The organism is Paenarthrobacter sp. NPDC089307 (assembly GCF_040685055.1).
In the GTDB taxonomy this organism is placed as follows: domain Bacteria; phylum Actinomycetota; class Actinomycetes; order Actinomycetales; family Micrococcaceae; genus Arthrobacter.
On the sequence record NZ_JBFBHE010000008.1, the window covers coordinates 1 to 17,804 of the forward strand.

Annotated in this window: 15 protein-coding genes and 2 pseudogenes; 8 read left to right on the top strand and 9 right to left on the bottom strand. The window is 59.1% G+C overall.

The window, feature by feature from the left end; translation table 11 throughout:
- Window positions 1–1,079, bottom strand: a 1,079-nt coding sequence (locus tag AB0N72_RS18620) for an MmgE/PrpD family protein (RefSeq protein ID WP_364081386.1), incomplete at its 3' end; no start/stop codon positions are given.
- A 22-nt stretch (window positions 1,080–1,101) separates the two neighbouring features.
- Window positions 1,102–1,734 (bottom strand): GntR family transcriptional regulator, encoded by a 633-nt coding sequence (locus tag AB0N72_RS18625; RefSeq protein WP_364081389.1) that lies wholly within the window; start codon window positions 1,732–1,734, stop codon window positions 1,102–1,104.
- A gap of 380 nt (window positions 1,735–2,114) precedes the next feature.
- On the opposite strand from AB0N72_RS18625, the gene AB0N72_RS18630 reads away from it, so the two are divergent.
- Window positions 2,115–3,161: an MBL fold metallo-hydrolase gene (locus AB0N72_RS18630; protein WP_363933861.1), complete on the top strand. Its 1,047-nt coding sequence runs from the start codon at window positions 2,115–2,117 to the stop codon at window positions 3,159–3,161.
- A 51-nt stretch (window positions 3,162–3,212) separates the two neighbouring features.
- Here AB0N72_RS18630 and AB0N72_RS18635 read toward each other — a convergent pair whose 3' ends face one another.
- Both AB0N72_RS18635 and AB0N72_RS18640 read right to left on the bottom strand, forming a co-directional pair.
- Window positions 3,213–4,592, bottom strand: a complete 1,380-nt coding sequence (locus AB0N72_RS18635) for a glycoside hydrolase family 15 protein (protein ID WP_364081402.1) — start codon at window positions 4,590–4,592, stop codon at window positions 3,213–3,215.
- Window positions 4,593–4,658: 66 nt separating this feature from the next.
- A pseudogene (locus AB0N72_RS18640) lies at window positions 4,659–5,075 on the bottom strand (trehalase-like domain-containing protein); the annotation flags it as partial.
- Between the two features lie 683 nt (window positions 5,076–5,758).
- Here AB0N72_RS18640 and AB0N72_RS18645 point away from each other — a divergent pair.
- From AB0N72_RS18645 to AB0N72_RS18660, 4 genes are read left to right on the top strand one after another with little or no spacing between them, the layout of a single operon-like run.
- Window positions 5,759–6,865 carry a site-specific integrase gene (locus tag AB0N72_RS18645; protein ID WP_363933863.1) on the top strand — a complete coding sequence of 369 codons (1,107 nt, stop codon included), beginning with the start codon at window positions 5,759–5,761 and terminating at the stop codon, window positions 6,863–6,865.
- On the top strand, window positions 6,859–7,197 hold the full coding sequence (locus tag AB0N72_RS18650) for a helix-turn-helix transcriptional regulator (protein ID WP_363933865.1): 339 nt from the start codon (window positions 6,859–6,861) through the stop codon (window positions 7,195–7,197). The genes AB0N72_RS18645 and AB0N72_RS18650 overlap by 7 nt, the downstream gene beginning before the upstream one ends.
- The gene (locus AB0N72_RS18655; RefSeq protein WP_363933867.1) at window positions 7,187–8,749 is read left to right on the top strand and encodes a recombinase XerD; all 1,563 of its coding nucleotides are present in this window, start codon (window positions 7,187–7,189) and stop codon (window positions 8,747–8,749) included. Before AB0N72_RS18650 ends, AB0N72_RS18655 begins: the two co-directional genes overlap by 11 nt.
- A complete protein-coding gene (locus tag AB0N72_RS18660; protein WP_363933869.1) occupies window positions 8,742–8,972 on the top strand; it encodes a hypothetical protein in 231 nt (76 codons plus the stop codon). Before AB0N72_RS18655 ends, AB0N72_RS18660 begins: the two co-directional genes overlap by 8 nt.
- A gap of 576 nt (window positions 8,973–9,548) precedes the next feature.
- On the opposite strand, the gene AB0N72_RS18665 is transcribed toward AB0N72_RS18660, so the two are convergent.
- Both AB0N72_RS18665 and AB0N72_RS18670 read right to left on the bottom strand, forming a co-directional pair.
- Window positions 9,549–9,824: a hypothetical protein gene (locus AB0N72_RS18665; RefSeq protein ID WP_363934173.1), complete on the bottom strand. Its 276-nt coding sequence runs from the start codon at window positions 9,822–9,824 to the stop codon at window positions 9,549–9,551.
- A gap of 90 nt (window positions 9,825–9,914) precedes the next feature.
- Window positions 9,915–10,079 (bottom strand): annotated as a pseudogene (locus AB0N72_RS18670) (DUF4304 domain-containing protein); the annotation flags it as partial.
- A 202-nt stretch (window positions 10,080–10,281) separates the two neighbouring features.
- Here AB0N72_RS18670 and AB0N72_RS18675 point away from each other — a divergent pair.
- Window positions 10,282–10,488: a ribbon-helix-helix protein, CopG family gene (locus AB0N72_RS18675; protein ID WP_363933870.1), complete on the top strand. Its 207-nt coding sequence runs from the start codon at window positions 10,282–10,284 to the stop codon at window positions 10,486–10,488.
- On the top strand, window positions 10,485–10,853 hold the full coding sequence (locus AB0N72_RS18680; RefSeq protein ID WP_363933872.1) for a type II toxin-antitoxin system death-on-curing family toxin: 369 nt from the start codon (window positions 10,485–10,487) through the stop codon (window positions 10,851–10,853). The genes AB0N72_RS18675 and AB0N72_RS18680 overlap by 4 nt, the downstream gene beginning before the upstream one ends.
- 142 nt (window positions 10,854–10,995) lie before the next feature.
- Here AB0N72_RS18680 and AB0N72_RS18685 read toward each other — a convergent pair whose 3' ends face one another.
- From AB0N72_RS18685 to AB0N72_RS18695, 3 genes are all read right to left on the bottom strand, one after another.
- Entirely contained in the window at window positions 10,996–11,559 is a 564-nt protein-coding gene (locus AB0N72_RS18685) for a hypothetical protein (protein WP_363933874.1), read from the bottom strand.
- Between the two features lie 278 nt (window positions 11,560–11,837).
- Window positions 11,838–12,512 (bottom strand): DUF2290 domain-containing protein, encoded by a 675-nt coding sequence (locus tag AB0N72_RS18690; RefSeq protein ID WP_363933876.1) that lies wholly within the window; start codon window positions 12,510–12,512, stop codon window positions 11,838–11,840.
- Window positions 12,505–14,682 carry an ATP-binding domain-containing protein gene (locus AB0N72_RS18695; protein ID WP_363933878.1) on the bottom strand — a complete coding sequence of 726 codons (2,178 nt, stop codon included), beginning with the start codon at window positions 14,680–14,682 and terminating at the stop codon, window positions 12,505–12,507. The genes AB0N72_RS18690 and AB0N72_RS18695 overlap by 8 nt, the downstream gene beginning before the upstream one ends.
- A gap of 483 nt (window positions 14,683–15,165) precedes the next feature.
- On the opposite strand from AB0N72_RS18695, the gene AB0N72_RS18700 reads away from it, so the two are divergent.
- Window positions 15,166–17,793, top strand: a complete 2,628-nt coding sequence (locus tag AB0N72_RS18700) for a hypothetical protein (RefSeq protein ID WP_363933879.1) — start codon at window positions 15,166–15,168, stop codon at window positions 17,791–17,793.
- Window positions 17,794–17,804 lie beyond the last annotated feature (11 nt).

Sequence of the window (17,804 nt, forward strand, 5' to 3'; positions counted from 1 at the left end):
GTGAAGATGTACGGGATGGAGTGGTCCAGGGTTTCCCGGGACGCGGTGGGGGAGTATTTCTGGGGGTCGTTCGCGCCCGAGCCGATCACGTAGTGGGTGTGGTGGCTGGTCTTGATCAGCACCGAGGCCACGTTCGCCGGGTCCGTGGTTTCGGGGTGCTCGCGGTTCAGTTTGCGGGCGAGGTCGATCCAGGCCTGGGCCTGGTATTCGGCGGAGTGTTCCTTGGTGTAGGTGTCCAGGATGGCGCGCTTGGCCTCACCGGGCAGCGGCAGTGGGACCTCGTAGGAGGCGTCCGGGCCGTCCAGCATCCAGGCGATCACGCCGTCTTCGCCTTCGTAGATCGGCACGGGGGAAGTCTGTCCCCGCATGGAACGGTCCACGGCCTCGACTGCCATCTTGCCCGCGAACGCGGGGGCATGTGCCTTCCAGGTGGAAATCTCGCCCTTGCGGGACTGCCGGGTGGCGGTGGTGGTGTGCAGGGCCTGGCCCACGGACTGGAAGATCGTCTCAACATCCAAGCCCAACAACGTGCCGATGCCGGCAGCGGCGGAGGGTCCGAGGTGGGCGACGTGGTCGATCTTGTGCTTGTGCAGGCAGATGGCCTTGACCAGGTTCACCTGGATCTCGTACCCGGTAGCGATGGCACGGACCAGGTCGGCGCCGTTGGCTCCGACATGCTGGGCTACCGCCAGGATCGGCGGGATGTTGTCCCCGGGGTGCGAGTAGTCAGCGGCCAGGAAAGTGTCGTGGTAATCCAGTTCACGCACGGCTACACCGTTGGCCCAGGCGGCCCATTCGGGGGAGACGCGCTCTTCGATGCCGAACACGCGGGCGCCTTTGCCGTTGGCGGACGGGGCGTGGGTCAGGGCCTGGGCCCGGGCCGCGACGATGGGCGCCCGATTCAGCGAGGCGATGGCCACCGAGGCGTTGTCGATGATCCGGTTGATCACCATGTCCGTCACTTCGGGGGTTACCTCGACAGGGTCAGCGGCGACCACGGCGATCTTGTGCGCCAACTGTTCCTCGCGGGGGAGGTTCTCTTCGGACTTGTAGACACGGACGTGATGGTTCTTGACCATGGTGCTCCTTCTGGTGGGACGTTCAGCCAGCTGTTTGAGCGGCTTTGAGGTGGGTCAGGCTGCGGTGCAGGTGGAGAGTCGTGGCAGCTTCGGCCAACCGTGGATTGCCGGCCGCAATGGCTTCGGCAATGGCGGCGTGTTCCGCTGCGGCGGCGCGGAGCCGGGCTGAGTCGTCGGCAGCAAGGCGCCGTATGCGGACCAAGTGAACGCGCAGGCTCCGCATGGCCTGGGCCAGATAGGAGTTGGAGAGGCGGCCTCGATGGCAGTGTCGAGCCGGCACCAGCTCGTAGTAGTCGTGCACGGCCGGTTCGGGCCCGCAGATCAGCTCCGGTGCGTGGAGGAGTTCACGCTGCAACTGCCCGAACGTCCATGCGTCGCCCCGCTCGGCAGCCAGCGCCGCGGCCTTGCCCTCAAGGGTCTCGGGCAAAAGTTCGTCGATGCCCTCCAGCGAGATATCGGTGACGACGACGCCCCGGGCGCCAGCCGTCGTCGTCAATCCTTCAGCGGTGAGCCGGCTCAGCGCCTCCCGGAGCGGGCTGCGTGAGATGCCCAGCCGTTCGGACTGTTCCACCTCCGCAAGGACGGTCCCAGGAGCCAGCCGCCATTCGATGATGTCGTCCCGCAGGGCGGCATACGCCTCGTCGCTGGCCCGCATCCTGCCTCCTGGTTCAACAGCTTGTGTATACGTAACGCTGGATCTCTCGCTAAATCCCCATAAACTGCCACGTTGAGTTGCGCTCTATGTATACACAACTGAAGAATTGATGGAACTATTTGTGTCGCTGCTCACACGGCTAGGGGAGTGGTCCGGAGCCGGCGCCCAACCCTGCATCGCCGAATGGTGACCCCGGGCGATTGCGGCACTGGACTCAGATGTAAATATACACGTACAATATTTTATATACTCCAACCAGGCTGGAACCGATTAATCGGATCTGCTTCCGGCTTTCAGTAAGTGCAGCTCCAAAATCTTGCGCCCCGGCTGCCGCTTGCCCGCTGTCAAAGGGGCTTATTCATCACCCTCGAGAGGAACTGATGAGCCTGCCCTCAATTACCCTCACAGGTCACGCCCAAAAAGAAGCATGGCAAAAGAAAGTGCTACCTCCCGTGGAGCAGATCGGCAGGGGCGTATGGTCCATTCCTATTCCGTTCCCCGGCAACCCCATGCGCTACACGCTGAGCTACCTGCTGATGGGCGACGGCGATGCAGTCCTGGTCGATCCGGGCTGGGAAAGTGATGCAGGGATGGAGCATTTGACTGCCGGCCTGCGGCGGGCGGGCCTTGGTCCCACCGACATAACGGGTGTTGTGGCCACTCATTATCACTCCGACCATTTGGGAATGGCTCGCCGCCTGCGTGAGGCATCGGCAGCCTGGGTTGCCCTGGGGGACAGGGAAGTGCGCCGTCTCACCGCCGCGGAGAATCTCCATCTTGTCCTGCACGACGACCGCGAGCAGTTAAGATTCTGGGGCGTTCCGGTGGACAGACTGGCTGAAGTGGCCATGGATTACAGTACCCTCAAGCATCTGCAGACTCTCGCGGATCCAGATCTCCGGCTCAAACACGGCAGCCTGGTGCCGGCCAAAGGCCTCAACTTACGCGTGGTTACGACACCAGGCCATTCACCAGGACACATCTGTCTCATAGATGAGTCGCATGGCCTCATATTCAGCGGGGATCACGTACTGCCCCGTATCTCTCCGCACATACCGCTCGAGATACCCGGGCCGCCAAACCCGCTTGCGGACTACTACGACTCCCTAGGACTTATCGCTTTCGAGGACGAGATGGAGGTTTGCCCTGCACACGAGTACCGGTTCATTGGTATGCACCGGCGAGTGGCCCAGCTGATCGAGCACAATCAACAGCGCTCCGCCGAGGTTCTCAGGGTGGTAGACAAGTACGGTCCCCGAACCATATGGGACATTGCCCGACGCTTGACGTGGTCCCGCGGCTGGGAGTCCCTGCAGTCCTTTTCGCTGCGCCTTGCGCTCTCCGAAACAGCCAGTCACGTAGTGTACTTGGGCTCGCAGGGGCATGAGCTCCCAGGTGCAGATTCGCTCCCGGCCGCACTTCGCTGAAGATTTACACGAGACTACTCCGAATCTAATTGTGACCCGGCACTTTCCTTCTTACGAATCCCGATTCACGGCAAGGCTCAGCGGGTCAACTCCATGCATCGCGTCGGCTGCGCGTATAAGGGCCAAGTGGGAAAAAGCTTGGGGGTAGTTGCCTGCCATCCGCTGTTCGTCCGGGGCGAACTCTTCGCTGAGCAGGCCCAGTTCATTGGCATACCCCACGAGGGTATCCATGAGCGCCTTGGCTTCAGTCCGTCTATTCGTGCGGGCGTACTGCTCCACCAGCCAAAAGGAGCAGGCAAGAAAGGGGTGCTCCCCGGGTTCCAGCCCATCGATACCAGTTTCAGTCCGGTAGCGCAGCAGGAGGCCGTGCCCAGTCATAAGCTCCCTTTCCAGCTGTGCCACAGTGCCAAGCATGTTCTCGTCGTCATAGGCGAGGAAACCCACTTGGGGCAGCGTCAGCAAGGCGGCGTCTACCTGCTGACTGCCGTACGTTTGCGTAAAAGACTTCAGCTTTTTGTTGAATCCGTAGTCCATGATCTCCGCCCTTAGCCGTCCACGCAGTTCGTCCCAGCGCTCGACCGGCCCCGGAAGACCGTGGTCACGGATCGCCCTGACTCCGCAGTCGAAGGCCGCCCACATCATGACCCGGGAATGCGTGAAGTACTCGGGGGTGCCCCTAATCTCCCAGAGGCCGCAGTCTTTATCTTCGATGTGTTTCTCCACATAGCCCAGCAGTGCCCGCTGGAGCGCCCAGGAAAAGGTGTCTTCTTTGCCGCCGGCCAGGCGCAGTCTCTCAAGAGCCACCATGACTTCGCCAACGACATCCGCCTGATATTGGGCGACGGCAGCGTTTCCGATCCGCACTGGTCTTGCATCCTGGTACCCGGGGAGGTGGTCCACCACCCTCTCTGGCAGTCCTCGTTCACCGGCGACCCCGTACATGATCTGGATGTCCTCGGGGTCGCCGGCAAGGGCGCGAAGCAGCCAGTTGCGCCACTTTAATCCCTCCGATTCATATCCATGCGTGAGCATAGCCTCCAGGGTCAGCGCGGCATCCCGAAGCCAGCAATAGCGGTAGTCCCAGTTACGCGATCCCCCGAAATCCTCCGGCAGGGAAGTCGTTGGCGCGGCGACGATCCCTCCGGTCTCATAATGGGTAAGAGCACGCAACACGAGCAGGGATCGCTTTACTTCAGCCTCATAGTTCCCGTCCTGCCGGCAATGCCCACCCCAGCGGGTCCAATAGTCAACCGTGTTGCTGAGAGCTGCATCAAAATCCAGCGTCGGCGGGACCTCCCGATGCGACGGGAACCAAGTCAGCTCGAAGTCCACCGTCTCGCCGGCGGAAACTGCGAATTCACCGATATGTCCCTGGTCATGGGCCTCAGGCAGCCGCCTGCCGTATAGGGCCCAGGCATCGGGCCCCGCCATGGCCAGCAGCGTTTCCCCGGCGGGACCACGGCGCACACGGCTCGCCCACGGCGTGACTGCTCCGTAGAGGGGGCGTAGAAAAAACTCATGACGCAGGGATACGGTCCCTTGGATCCCGGTAACCCGCCGCAAAAGCGAAGACCGGCCACGTACGACTGGCATGAAGTCCGTTACGACGATCTGCCCCCCCGTAGTCTTCCACGTTGTTTCAAGGACGAAGGTCGACTCCTGGTACTGACGGTTGGCGACGACCGCAGCCGATCCGGCCGGGGCAATTAGCCACCGCCCGTGCTTCGCGGTACCCAGAAGAGCAGCGAAAACGGCAGGAGAGTCAAAACGAGGGAAGCAGAGCCAGTCAACGCTCCCGCGCCGGGAGACGAGCGCCCCCGTAGCCAAGTCTGACAAGAACGCATAATCCTCTATCGGCTCCGCCATGGTTCTACTTAAGCACGACAAGCAACTTCGTGGCAGACCCCGAGGCATCCCACATTAGATTGGCCCACAGCCAACTCCTTCGAGAATCAACGGAAACCCGGTTGCATGCATGGCTAGATGCGGGAGATGATAAAGAGTAATATATATTTTATATTAAACATCAGATCTGGAGATCAGATATGACCCGCGAAGAAGCGTACGTCCGCTGCCCGTCCGACTCTTATGTGGAGCGCTATGGAAACGAGTGGCTGATAGTCCCGTTTGCCCCGGTTGAACAACCTCGGTTCTTCAACTGCCAGCCTTGCGACGCAACCCTGTTCGCATAGGAGCGCCCTGCTCGGCATCGCAGCACCACCTTGAATCGAATCTAATGCACCTGCGAAAGCGCCAAAAACGTCGCGGGCTGGGGTTCTCGCAGCTACTTCTACTCCCGTACCTCAAACACCGATAACGGATGTTATGTAAAGTAATGCTCTGCGTATCTCATCAGATGAATCAATCCGCCCGATCCCCTGATCCTGCCGGGATCCGCCAGATCGCTGCGTGATTCCGCGGAATCTCGGCGGCCGGTTGGCCTCGCTGGGAGGTCCTGCTGATGCGCTGGTGTGATGCTTTGCGCGTGGATGACGGCATGAGAAGCGCCTCTGACCTGCGGTTTTGTCCTGATGATGCATTTGATGAATCATTGATTCAAGTTTTGGCAGGTTTCTCGGGTGGTTTAGGGGCGGATGATGGCGGTTGATAAGTCCGGGCGTGTGCTGCAGCTGAGTGCTGTTCGCCTGTTGCATCCCGAGGAGCAGACGCTTGAGGACATGTTTTCCGGGTGGCGCAACCAGCAGCTCTCCAGGAACCTGCAGTTCGACACGATCGATAAGGGCATCGCCTGCGTCAAGAGGTTCGTGGACCATGTGAACGAGTTCCCGTGGAACTGGGGGCCGGAGCATGTCGAGGAGTATTTCGGTGACCTGCGCTCGATCTATCAGTTGAAGCAGTCCACCATCCGCGGTTACCAGTCCTCCCTGCGCCGGTTCTGCTCTTACGTTTCCAACCCGGACTATGGCTGGGACCGGGTCTGCGAGGAACGTTTCGGCACCCACCCGGCCCAGGTTTTCTTCGACTGGAACACCGCCTCCCACACCCAGGAATACGAAGGCCGGCCCTCGAAGAGACCGTTCACCAGGGCTGAGCTGCAGCGGCTTTTTGACCACGCCGATGACCAGGTTGAACTCATCTCCGCCTCCGGCAAGAAGGGCTGGCAAGCGGCCTACCGGGACGCTGTCATGCTGAAAGTCACCTACTCGTACGGACTCCGGTTCAACGAGCTCCGGCATCTGCAGACAGTCGATTTCTCGACCAATCCACAGGCACGACGGTTCGGGAAAACCGGAATCTGCAAAGTCCGTTTCGGCAAGTCCCTCAAGGGCTCTACCCACAAATCCCGCAGCGTCCTGACCGTGTTCGACTGGACCTCAGGCGTCATCGAAGACTGGCTGGCCAACGGCCGCGGAACCCTCGACACCCTCGACCTGTTCCCCAGCGAGCGAGGCGGGGTGATCTGCGAATCGACCCTGCTGCGCCGGCTACGGCGTTACCTGAAAGAACTGGGCATGCCCATGGACGGACTGGACCTTCACTCGCTCCGGCGCTCCTATGCGACGCACCTGCTCGAGGATGGGTGGGATTCTAGATTCGTGCAATATCAAATGGGCCACGAACACGCCTCCACCACCGGGATCTACCAATTCGTCAGCGACGACTTCCGCAACACCGCCCTTCGGGCAGCCCTGGACGGCACCATGAATGACGTCCTCGGCCTGCAGATACGAGGCCAATGGTGAAACGGGAAGTCGAATACAAATGGCGGCTCGCCGAGCTCATGGCAGCACGAGGACTGCACAACACCACCGACCTCATCCCCCTGCTCGCCGAACGCGGCATCACCTTGTCCCGGCCCCAGGTCTATCGGTTGGTCAACCAGAAACCCGAACGCGTCGCCCTCCAGGTCATCGCAGCGATCTGCGACATCTTCTCCTGCGGACCCGAGGACCTCATCACCGTCACCGCCGCAGACATCCGCGCCCGCAAAACCGGCACCAACTCCCCCAACGTCGTCGACCTGAACCGCAGCGTCCGCCCACGCCGGGCCCGCATCATCGACGATGACAACTGACAGGCCCGCAGGCCTGACGGCCCGGAACACCACCCGCGGCAGGCCACGCACCACCGGCACCGCCACCTGCGCCCGCTGCAGCCGCAGCGCCGGACGAACACGCGCCACCTGGCCCGAAGGGAAAATCTGCGGCCCCTGCTTCACCACAGCAACACGCACCCACGGGACCTGCCCCGATTGCGGACAACACCGGCTCCTGCCAGGCCCACCCGAAACCAGCGGCGGACCACGATGCGCACCCTGCGCCGGAATCACCCACGACTTCCACTGCACCCGCTGCAACCACGAAGGCGAGTTCTACCGAAAGGGCATCTGCGCCCGCTGCGCCCTCCGCGACGACCTCACCCAGCTACTCCCCACAAACCCCGCCGATCCATCAACCGCGTCCAGAATCATCGAGGTCCTCAGCCAAGCCGAGCGACCCGAAAGCATCATCACCTGGAAACGGTCCCCCACAGTCCAAGCACTCCTGATATCCCTCACCAACGGAACAACGCCCCTGACCCACGAAGGCCTCGATAACTACGCCGAAACGGCCGAACGAGCAACAAACCACCTACGGGCCCTGCTCGTCCACCACGGGCTGCTCCCCTACCAGGACCCCTACCTGACCCGATTCGAAGCCTGGATCAAAGACAAGCTCGACCCCTTGCCCGAGGAGGTTGCCAAACCAGTCGAGCACTTCGCAACCTGGCACCACCTCCGACGCATCCGGACCACCACAACACCGGAAAAGAACGCCCGCGGCCCGGTGCACTCGGCCAAACATGAGATCACCGAAACCATCAAATTCCTGGCCTGGCTCTGGGAAACGCACCAACGAGCAGCAGCGACCTGCACCCAGCAAGACATCGAAGCCTGGCTCGCCGCCGGACCCACAACAAGAAAGCAGATCCGCACCTTCGTCGTCTTCATCAAGAACACCGGCACAAACCACCGCGTTGCAATGGGCTACTACACCCCGAAAACACGACCCACCATCACCCAGGACCAGCGCCTGGCCTGGCTGCGGGAACTCCTCACCGGCACCAGCGAATCCCTACCCTACCGGGTCGCCGGCGCCCTTCTCCTTCTCTACGCCCAACCGCTCGTGAGAGTCGCCAAACTCCGTACCGACACCATCCAGACCAACGAAACCACCGGCAACATGAGAATCACCCTAGGCCTCCACCCAGTGCCCGTCCCAGCACCCGTAGCAGACCTCATCCGACAGCACCTGGCAAGCAGGCCCAACCTCAGAACCGGATCCAACACCCAAAGCCCATGGCTCTTCCCAGGAACCCGCGCAGGACAACACCTTCACCCAAACACCATCATGGACAGGCTACGGGGCCTCGGCATCGACCTCCGCGGCGCCCGAAACACCGCCCTCGATGAACTCCTCACCATCACACCACCGCCGCTGGTCGCCGACGCACTCGGCTACAGCCACCAAGTAGCGTTCATCCACGCCGACAACGCCGGCGACGCCTGGTCACGCTACGTCAACCGGCGAACAAGCCACACTCCGGAAAAGCTGAAAGACAACAGACGAAAGGAGCGGAATGGGTAAGCGTAAACCCGCCGCGTGGGGCATCGTCGTGCGCCTGGATACGGGAGCGACGTTGTACTACTACCTGCATCCCAACCGGCCCGGCGACGAATGGACGCCCAGGGAAAATCAGGCACTGCGGTTCAATTCTGAAGAAGATGCACAGTCCCGATGCCGCACCTTCGTAACTAACAGCAAGGCAAAGGAATACTACGTCGTGCCGCTGCCCCTGCTGAGGACCTAGCCGTTTGCTATCCGTCGCTCAACAGGTCGGATCACTCCAGCGGAATAGTGAAAGGGGCGAAACCTGCGAGACTCGTTTCATGAACACGTTGAGGGAACTTCAGGAGCTGGCAATCCGAACCGCCGGTGACGAGACCGTCGGAGCAAATGTTCTCATTGACACGGCATTACAGGCTCTCCTTGACGGTGTGGAGTCTCCATCACTTCCACTCCTCGCTGGCCTGTCCAGGCGGGAAGAAGCCGAGGCTCAAGACCTGTTTCGGGCAGTCTCCGAGGAATTGGGTATCGCTCCGCCTCTCCCCGCGGAAACTCCAGGTGAGCGCTGGCGGCTGGTCCGCTGGCTCTGTGAAGCGATCGCCAACGAAACAGCAGCCCCTGACATTGCCGGGTTCTTGATATGGAGCCAAGGTTGGAAACAATTGGGCCAGCCCGAGCGACTTCGGCCACTCATTGGCTGGCTAAGCGAGTGGGATGACCCGCCCAGAGGCGTCGAAAGGCCTCAGCTGAGTGCTCTGATACGCGAAGAAGCGCGCCGCCTTTCCGAAAGATCTTGGCCCTGCTAGTGCTCAGAGGATTCCTAATGCTCGGGGAGCTCGTATCCTCGGCGGCTAAGCTCTTCCCGCACGGGAACAAAAGCGAACTGAGGCTTGGCAGAAAGCAGGGGAACCAGATCGACCACAGTCGGGGTCCTGTCCATGAAGTCTGCGACCGGGTTAATGATGACATCAGTGAGCTGTTCGAGGAACGCATCCTCGGGGATGCGACCACCCATTTCAGCGTCGAGCAGGATGGTTCCCGGAAGGTCCCGCGCAACCAAGCCATCAGGTCGAGCAAAATCAATCGGCGGAATCACGTCTGTTTCTTCTGCTCGAAGACTCAGAAGGCAGAAATTTTCTGAACGGAACTCCCCACTAGGGACCGATGAGTCCCAACCCAGGTTCAGATAAAAGTCTCCGCTCCCCCACGGGGACTTTTGAAGATTAACCACCTGATACTCACCGGCCGATGTCGTCCTGAACCAGTTCCGTCCCCGTTTCCGGAACCCGCGCAACTTGAAAGCATCAGCGAAGGCCGACTCGACCAATTTCGTTCTTTCCACATGGGCCATTCTGCCCCACGGGTCAGCCTGAACCAGTCGAATACGTCCACATTCAATCCGCAGGGACGCCACTAAGACCCTGTTTTGCGTCCCCCACGATCGCCCCGCTTCCAGGAGCTCGGGCTGAACCCACCTGTTGGGCACCCCGTCCAGCCGGATCTAGGAACCGCTTCATCTGATTCCACTAGTACCGTTTTGGTACCATGGGTGTATGGCTATGAATCTGCGTGTACCGGAAGACCTCGATCGACGACTGGAGAAGCTGGCCGCCGAGGAACACACGTCCAAATCCGCGCTCCTGCTGCAAGGGGCCGAATTGGTTCTGCAACGGCATGCCCGCCGACGCGAGATCGGCCAAGGCCTCGACTACGTCCTGAGCCATGATGCTGAACTGCTGACGCGGCTTGAGGACGCGTGACAGCATACCTGGATGTCGAGGATGCACTCCAGGTCGTTGACCGGTACGGCTTCCACATTCGGGACGTTGGCTTGCTGGCCTCGGCACTGGCCAGGCCAGCCACAACTGTCATGGGCGCAGAAGCTTATCCCGAACTTTCACTGAAGGCAGCTGCGCTGCTGGAGTCCGTCGCCCGGTTCCACCCACTTCTTGACGGGAACAAACGAACCGCATGGACCCTCATGGTGCTGCTGCTCTGGGTCAACGGATACCGGCACGACTTCACCACGGATCAGGGCTTCGAACTCGTGGTCGGTGTCGCCGCGGGCACCATTGACCTGCGGGACGCTGACCGCCGTATTTCCCAGCACATGATCCAGCGCTAGGTTTTGCTTGGGCCCAAGGCGGCAACCACACAACCTCGACCCACAATTCCGTATCAGCGTAGACTCGGGTGCACTAGACCCGGGAGGGACCCATCGGCTGCGGAGGGAGCAGGACGGTGCCTCTGGCCCCAGAGTCGGATGACTACAACGCAGGGAGGTTATTAGCTTGGACAAGACTAATGTGGTGAACCCACCCAGGCACTTCGCGCGGGTCCTGCCCAATAATCTTGATGGGGCTGTTGGTTAGGAACCAATACCAAGCTTCTTCGAGCGGCACCCAAAGTGGGCGATGGCGAACAAACTGGTTGCACCAGGTGGCTCGTTGCTGGAAAGCTGGTGTATCCGAGGTCACGTCAGCCCACGCCCAGTGGGTGAGATCCGCGAAGTCGTACTGCAGTCCCCTAAATGGGTTTGGACCATCGACACGCTTCGCGCGATGCGTCTTTTCTCCGCGTATGAATAGAAGGGCGCCGACCTTCATCCCGGACTGCTGAATGAGCAGCTCATCCTGAGCCGGCAGTTTGTCGCGAGAGCTTGAGGCCAGCCGGTAGGCCTCCCACAGATCATAGACACCGTCGAGTGCCCAGTTGACTGAAATTGACACCGCATCGGCGTCGGCGGAATGTCTAAGCTCCCGCAACATCGCTGCTGCCCACTCCAGCGACCTCAGGCGGACCCGATAAATCTCGCCGAACGGCATATCCATCTGCCAAGTCTTATCGTGTCCGGCGGCGTCGTGTGCCCCGGGCACGCGAGAGTGACCTCCCCACCGCTTCGGATCTATCGGCTTCGACCCGGAGTGCATTAAAGCGTTCGAACGCCGCCTCATCGGGCGCGAGAACAAATCAGGGCCTATGATTCTTCAGCTGTTTGAGATGACATTGATGTGGACTGAATGACGTTTGAGAGGTTCGGTCAACTTCTCATAGTCACTCCTACACGAATACCAGCGCACAGATTCGGATGGTTGGATTAAGAACTCATTCACACTCTGATGTGGGTCATAAGCATTTCTTCCTCTGTGATTGAGTCCGCAAACTCCCCCGGTATCGAGCTCCCGAGACTCGAAAATCCCGAAGCTCCGGGCTGCGAATAGAAATGTGTTCCAATGAAGACCGCGAAGGCCATTGGGAGCATCGGCGAGCTGATCGGAATTCTACAGTGCTTGTACTGTCCGAGAGTCAGATGCGCGGCCGGATGAATAACAGATACGGCAACATCAGGGCGGCTATCGTAGTCCACCCGGAGTGGGACCGGAACGACCTGATGCCCAACGACTTCAAGGAACGCCCGACCCTCCCAGTAGTCGTTCTCGAGAGACATGTACGGGTCTAGGTGAGGAGCAGGCAAGTAGGCTAGCCGATGTTTTTCAAGCCGCCGTCCGTGCTGGTCGAAGCAGTAGTCAAACTGCATGAGACCACCATCTATGAGCTTTATTAGGAACGCCTGCTTGGTATCAAGTCCTTGGTAGAGCTCGTCATATGGAATGTTCTCCAGGGCTGCAGAATTCGCCGTGACCGGCGACTGCACCAGTTGATTTTTGCCGGTATTGAGCAGGATCGGGTCGAATGACTGGTCAGCTATCCCCAGTGTGTTGAAGTGACGAACTACTACCTTCAGATCCTTCAGAACCTTCTGCGCGTTGGGGAGGCTAGGCATCTGCTTCGCCGAGTATTTGCATCAGTCTTTGCCTTACAGAATCATCCAGGTCCTCGACATGAACGTCGCCCTCCGTCAGGCTCTTTAAGAGTTCCCGGGCGGTCCTGTCAGATGACTTCACGGCCTTCTGCTCGTGGCCCGTCAACTCCCTATGCACAATTCGCAGCTTTTCGCGTTCACCAGGAGTCGGATAGCGAAAACGCAAAGCAAAATCTGCTTCTTGAATTTTGCTAAATTCTCCGGTCAGGATTTCCATGTTCGGCGCCACCCCCGAGACACGCACCCACGCCTTCGATCTCGTAATGGCCGTAAACAGTCGATTTCGGATCATTGCTAGGTTGTACGTGCTTGCCTGCCCTTCGTGGGCGTTCACGACATAGACCATCCCGGCTTCGTTGCCCTTCGCACGATATATGCCGGTACAAGTCACCGACTTTTCGTCAGCGCTGAAGAAACTATCACTGGAGGTGTCGACCCCAGCAAGATGCGTATTAATTCCGAGGTCTAATAACCGATTCCGGAGAGGTCCAAAATTCTTTCGTGCACTTATTGGATCCGGATTGACAATCATTATGTCGTTGGGCTGAAGTTCGTCCTCAAAGAGATTTATTCGTATCTGCTCCGCTACCCAATCATACTGGTCATCCATCGTTTGGAAAGGACGGATTGATATCAAATCGGAGAGGGGAGAATGGTTCTCGAGAAACAACGGACTGGAGTGTTCAGTTCTCGAAAGGGTCACCTCGGCATCATCCTCGAGCCGACCGTCAAATACCTCATAGCCGATATCCCTCCATAAAGAAGGTTGGTCGAACATCTGAACAAGGCCGGTACTCGCATTGGTCGGCGTCTGGCGGTAGATACCGAACCCGAAAGCATGAGCTGTTGATAGAAGTGGGCGGGAGTTTCGGTAACAGCGCTCCAACAGAATATCTCGTCTGGCCGATGTGCGGCCTATCTCATTGAAGTTAACGCGTGGCTTCCCCGCGTCATCGTGACCAAATATCTCCTCAGGTGAGGGCATCCCCCTGCTCGATAGGTTTTGCAACTCGTCGTACGCATAGACGAGACGTTTTCTGTCATCGAGAAGCTCATAGCAAAGCCGCAGGAAGCTAGGGCTGAAGTCTTGAGCCTCATCAACCAATATTGCGTCGTATACAGGAACAGGCGCGCTTACCTGCCCGAGCGCTAGTTTGCAGATCTCGTCGAAAGCGCTCTGGCCGCCGTACATTGCCTCGGCCCTACGGAAGTCCTGAAATTCGACTCCATTGGCCTTGCAGAACTCGGCGTATATGCCTGTCCCGGTCCTACTAGAGGCGGATCCCCACGAGTTGATCACCTGGACCTTATTCCAGTCAGGAGCTTCACCGATCTCACCGATGACAAACTCCTCTATAAGGGAGAGGAACTGTTGCTTTAGGGCGCGGACGTTGAAAGTAACGGCGATCCGCCAATCAGGGTGGAGCGCATGTAAATGCGCAGCCTTGCGGGCAAGCACGACGGTCTTCCCCGAACCTGCCAAGCCCCGGATTCTCTGCACACCGTCGGGCACCTGCAGGACTGCCTCAGTCTGGCTCTTGTCCAGGGTTGCGATGGATTCTTCAAGCCTTTGAAGTTTGGCCCCCCGAGAGTCCGTCCGCTCCACGGCACGACGGAAAGAGCGTTTCCGCAGATTTGACATATTTTGAAGTGAGGACTTGGCCCGGTCGACTAGGGCCTGATCGACCGGGTTTTCGGCGAGTTCCGCCAGATACGAGCGGACATCGTTGACAGTTAATAGGTCGTAGTCAGGTTCTGACTCACGGGCATCCTTTGTGTCTGACCCCAGCAGAGCCGGAGCAAAAGTGCATGTGCTGATCCGAACAAGTAGCCGACCTTTGCGGGACAAGGTCTTTTCTCGCAAGAGTTTGGCTTGGACAAGCCTCGACAGATCATCTTGCCGCGCAGCGAAATCACCTAAATCCGTTCCTTCAATGACATCGAACACCACAATGCCGTGGGTCCGAGACAGGAACAGGGCATCTACCGAGAATGAAGATTCCGAGTCGCTTAGGAGCGGGAACCCGACCCAAAGCGTACCCTCTGACAAGTCTGTCGCTTCAAACGCGCTGACTAGACGTTCCATTGCAGCTGGCTTACTCATTAAACTTCGGATGATCTCGATGCTCACCTGCGAATGCTATCCGGAATTTCTATGATTGGTCATCTAGATGTCTGTCCAGCATCTAGGCCGGTGATGTAGACGGCAGGCTTGCTGCCGTTGCCTGGGCAGTAGCATAAAGGCTGCAGCGCCTCTGTCTTCCCTGACGGCAGGTACTGATGCCACGCTACCAAAACGAGTCGTCCGCGAGAAGGCAGGCGGGGGCATTGCCGATCAGATCAAGCTACACCTCAGGGTGACAACAGAAGTGTCTACAACGAACGTGAGAATAGGCTGCCGGGGCTGGATAGATGACGAACGGCGGTCTAGGTCCAAGGCCCTAGACCGACGGTGGCGGGGTGCCCGCGCGCAGGAAGAACCTCACTGGGCTGTTTGACCCACGCTGTTGAAATTGCCCACACTGAGCGGGGATCTGGCGGGTTCGCCACTTCATATTTCCACGACACGAGGTAACGCAAATGCCGCCATACAATTCATGAGTACTCTGTGCCTATGCCCGAGCAGGAGTCAATTTGGATTTACAGCGTGGACCAACCAGCTGTTATTTTCGAGCAGCTCGCTCACGAGCTTTCAGTCCGTGGCGCATCCGTCTTCGGGCCAACCAAGGACTTGCCCACTTCGACCGTTGACGTCGTGGTCGTTGCAATTCCCCTTGAAAACTCGGTCGTTCCCGAAAAAGTGAAGGACGATCTGGACCCGTGGCGGGATCGCCTCGTTCCAGTCGTTGAGGGAACAGTCTCGTCGCCGATCCTCAACGATCTGTCACAACTCTTCCTGGGGAAGCTCTCAGTTGCGGAGGTGGCCGACCGCATCGCCCTACTAGCAACCATCGGAGGCAGTACCCTTGCATCCTTAGCTCGGCTAGAAGCGAGGGCCCACCAGTGGAATGAGGCTAGCGGTGCGACCAGCCATCTTCTACGCGGGCAAGCGATCGATGATGCGACGAAAACACTCAGCGCGGCGTCGGCCATTGCGACACGGAATGCAAATCATTACGTTAAGGCCAGCGTGGACGGACGGCGACGCAGAAACCGGTTGCAAGGAGCTGTCTCCGGCGTAGTTGTCATTGCCTTAGCTTCCGGATCGACGGTGGCATTCCTTCAACAACAGGAGGCGAATGCCGCAAGCTCTCTTGCCCAAACACGCTCCGCGGCAGCGGAGAGTGTACGCCTGGCAGGGCTCGCTACCAGCCTCATAGGTACCGACCCGGATCTCCCTTGGCTACTCGCCGCCCAAGGCCTGCATCGGAGCAACACCCCTGAGGCAATAGCTGCTGCCCGCCGCGTAGTTCAGAGCACACCCTCGCACACGAGCATCCGCCTGCCGGCCCTTCCACGTTCACTGGCATCAGATCCAACCACGGGAACAATCGCCGTGAGATATGTCGAAGGAAATACCGAGGTCCGCAGCGGAGTCGACGGTCAGCTAGTCCAGTCCTTCACAGCGGAGCCAACCGATACTAGCGGAGTCGCAATAGCGCCAGGCGGGAAGGTCCTCGCTATTGGACAACGCTTGGTAAATGTCTCAACTGGCCAGACCATCACAACACTCCCCGGCAGCATTTGCGGCTGGACGAGCGCAAGAACTGCCATGACAGTCAACGAAGGCAAGCTCGTACTAAACGACATCACATCAGGAACGGCCACTCCAACACAGATTTCGATAACCAGTCCAAGCAAAGTAGCGTGCTCTGTAGCCGCGAAGGCACCCATCGCGACCATACTAGACGGAAACGACGTCTTGTCCGTGGACCTCGATAAAGGCACGGCACTTCCACCTCAGACGGTCGAGAATTCCGGCGCAGCCGACATCGCAACCAGCGACGATGGCTCCATGGCTTACGTCGCACTCCCAGGAGGCTCGAAAGGCTTTCAACGAACTGCTACAAATCTCAAACCCGTGGACGTTCGCGGGACCGGTAACCTCGTCGTTAGTAATGGCACGACATGGGCAGTGGGAGACAACGTGCGGCCTACCACCCAAGTGGGAATCGCATCGGGGACTATCATCGACAGCTATCTGTCCCACCGTGGACCTATCAGCGGAATCGCAGCGCTGCCAGGAGGCCGAACTGCAACATCCGGCGCGGACGGCTACCTCCGACTATGGTCTCCACCAGACGCTGTCGCATACCCCGACGGTGGCGACCAGCTTCGCACAGATCTGTTTTCCCGAGGAGCCCCATCAAGCAGAGTGCTCTACCGGCCACAAATGGTTCTTTCCAACGACGGAAACTCCTTGGCTGTTTCGAACTCTGCGCAAGGTACGGCCACCATACTCAACTCATCTGACTTCGGAAAGAACGCGGGACGCTTCGTAGGTAACAGTCCGTCGGCAACAGTGCCGTTGCCCAGCAAGCTCTTCTTCCATCACGTACCAGATCAAAGCTTCTCCGTGATCGATATCGAAAAGTCGCAGGTGGTCTGGCGCTCCAGTCTGAGCACTTCACTAAAACCGATCATCGCCGCGGCAAACGACGCAGGCACCCGGGTTGGATTCGCTACTTCCAAAGCTATGGTGTCGGTAGCATCGGACGGGGCATCACATATGACCGAATTCGAATCGACCGGCACTCCGGTTTGGATGAGCATCACGGATACTGACATGACAGTGGTCCTGAGTCAGGGGACCATCTACCGCGAAGGAGTCCCTCCAGTATCGGTATCGGGTCTAGGATCTCCGGTTGCTGCCGCCGCAGCGGGACCACGAGGATCAATCTTGTTGGTCGGTACGAACGGAACCTTGGCGGAGGCGTCGGAGGGAAATCTGCGCATCATCACCCGCCTGAGCACCGGCATCGGAGCGTTCGCCATACGTGTCTCACCAGACGGTTCGCTAATCGCTGTACTTGGCGCTGGGGCTGGGATAGTAGTAAATGCCACCGACGGGGGCGTACGGCTCGATCTCACTCCTCAGGATGATCGCCACGCCGTTATCCGTGACGTTGCCATAGCTGGCGGTACTGTGTGGGAGTCTCGGGCAGACGGTGGCTTCCTTAAAGTTGATCTCACATCAGAGGCCCAGCTTTTGGACACCCTCGATCACGAGACCCCACGCGCACTTTCTACCGAGGAAAGCAACTCACTAGCCACCGTGGTCACGACACTGGGAGCCGACTGATGGCCGACTTC

Coding starts and splice junctions, on each gene's coding strand:
- AB0N72_RS18625 (WP_364081389.1), bottom strand. CDS start 1,734: ATGCGGGCCAGCGACGAGGCGTATGCCGCCCTGCGGGACGACATCATC.
- AB0N72_RS18630 (WP_363933861.1), top strand. CDS start 2,115: ATGAGCCTGCCCTCAATTACCCTCACAGGTCACGCCCAAAAAGAAGCA.
- AB0N72_RS18635 (WP_364081402.1), bottom strand. CDS start 4,592: ATGGCGGGGCCCGATGCCTGGGCCCTATACGGCAGGCGGCTGCCTGAG.
- AB0N72_RS18645 (WP_363933863.1), top strand. CDS start 5,759: ATGGCGGTTGATAAGTCCGGGCGTGTGCTGCAGCTGAGTGCTGTTCGC.
- AB0N72_RS18650 (WP_363933865.1), top strand. CDS start 6,859: ATGGTGAAACGGGAAGTCGAATACAAATGGCGGCTCGCCGAGCTCATG.
- AB0N72_RS18655 (WP_363933867.1), top strand. CDS start 7,187: ATGACAACTGACAGGCCCGCAGGCCTGACGGCCCGGAACACCACCCGC.
- AB0N72_RS18660 (WP_363933869.1), top strand. CDS start 8,742: ATGGGTAAGCGTAAACCCGCCGCGTGGGGCATCGTCGTGCGCCTGGAT.
- AB0N72_RS18675 (WP_363933870.1), top strand. CDS start 10,282: ATGGCTATGAATCTGCGTGTACCGGAAGACCTCGATCGACGACTGGAG.
- AB0N72_RS18685 (WP_363933874.1), bottom strand. CDS start 11,559: ATGGATATGCCGTTCGGCGAGATTTATCGGGTCCGCCTGAGGTCGCTG.
- AB0N72_RS18690 (WP_363933876.1), bottom strand. CDS start 12,512: ATGCCTAGCCTCCCCAACGCGCAGAAGGTTCTGAAGGATCTGAAGGTA.
- AB0N72_RS18700 (WP_363933879.1), top strand. CDS start 15,166: ATGCCCGAGCAGGAGTCAATTTGGATTTACAGCGTGGACCAACCAGCT.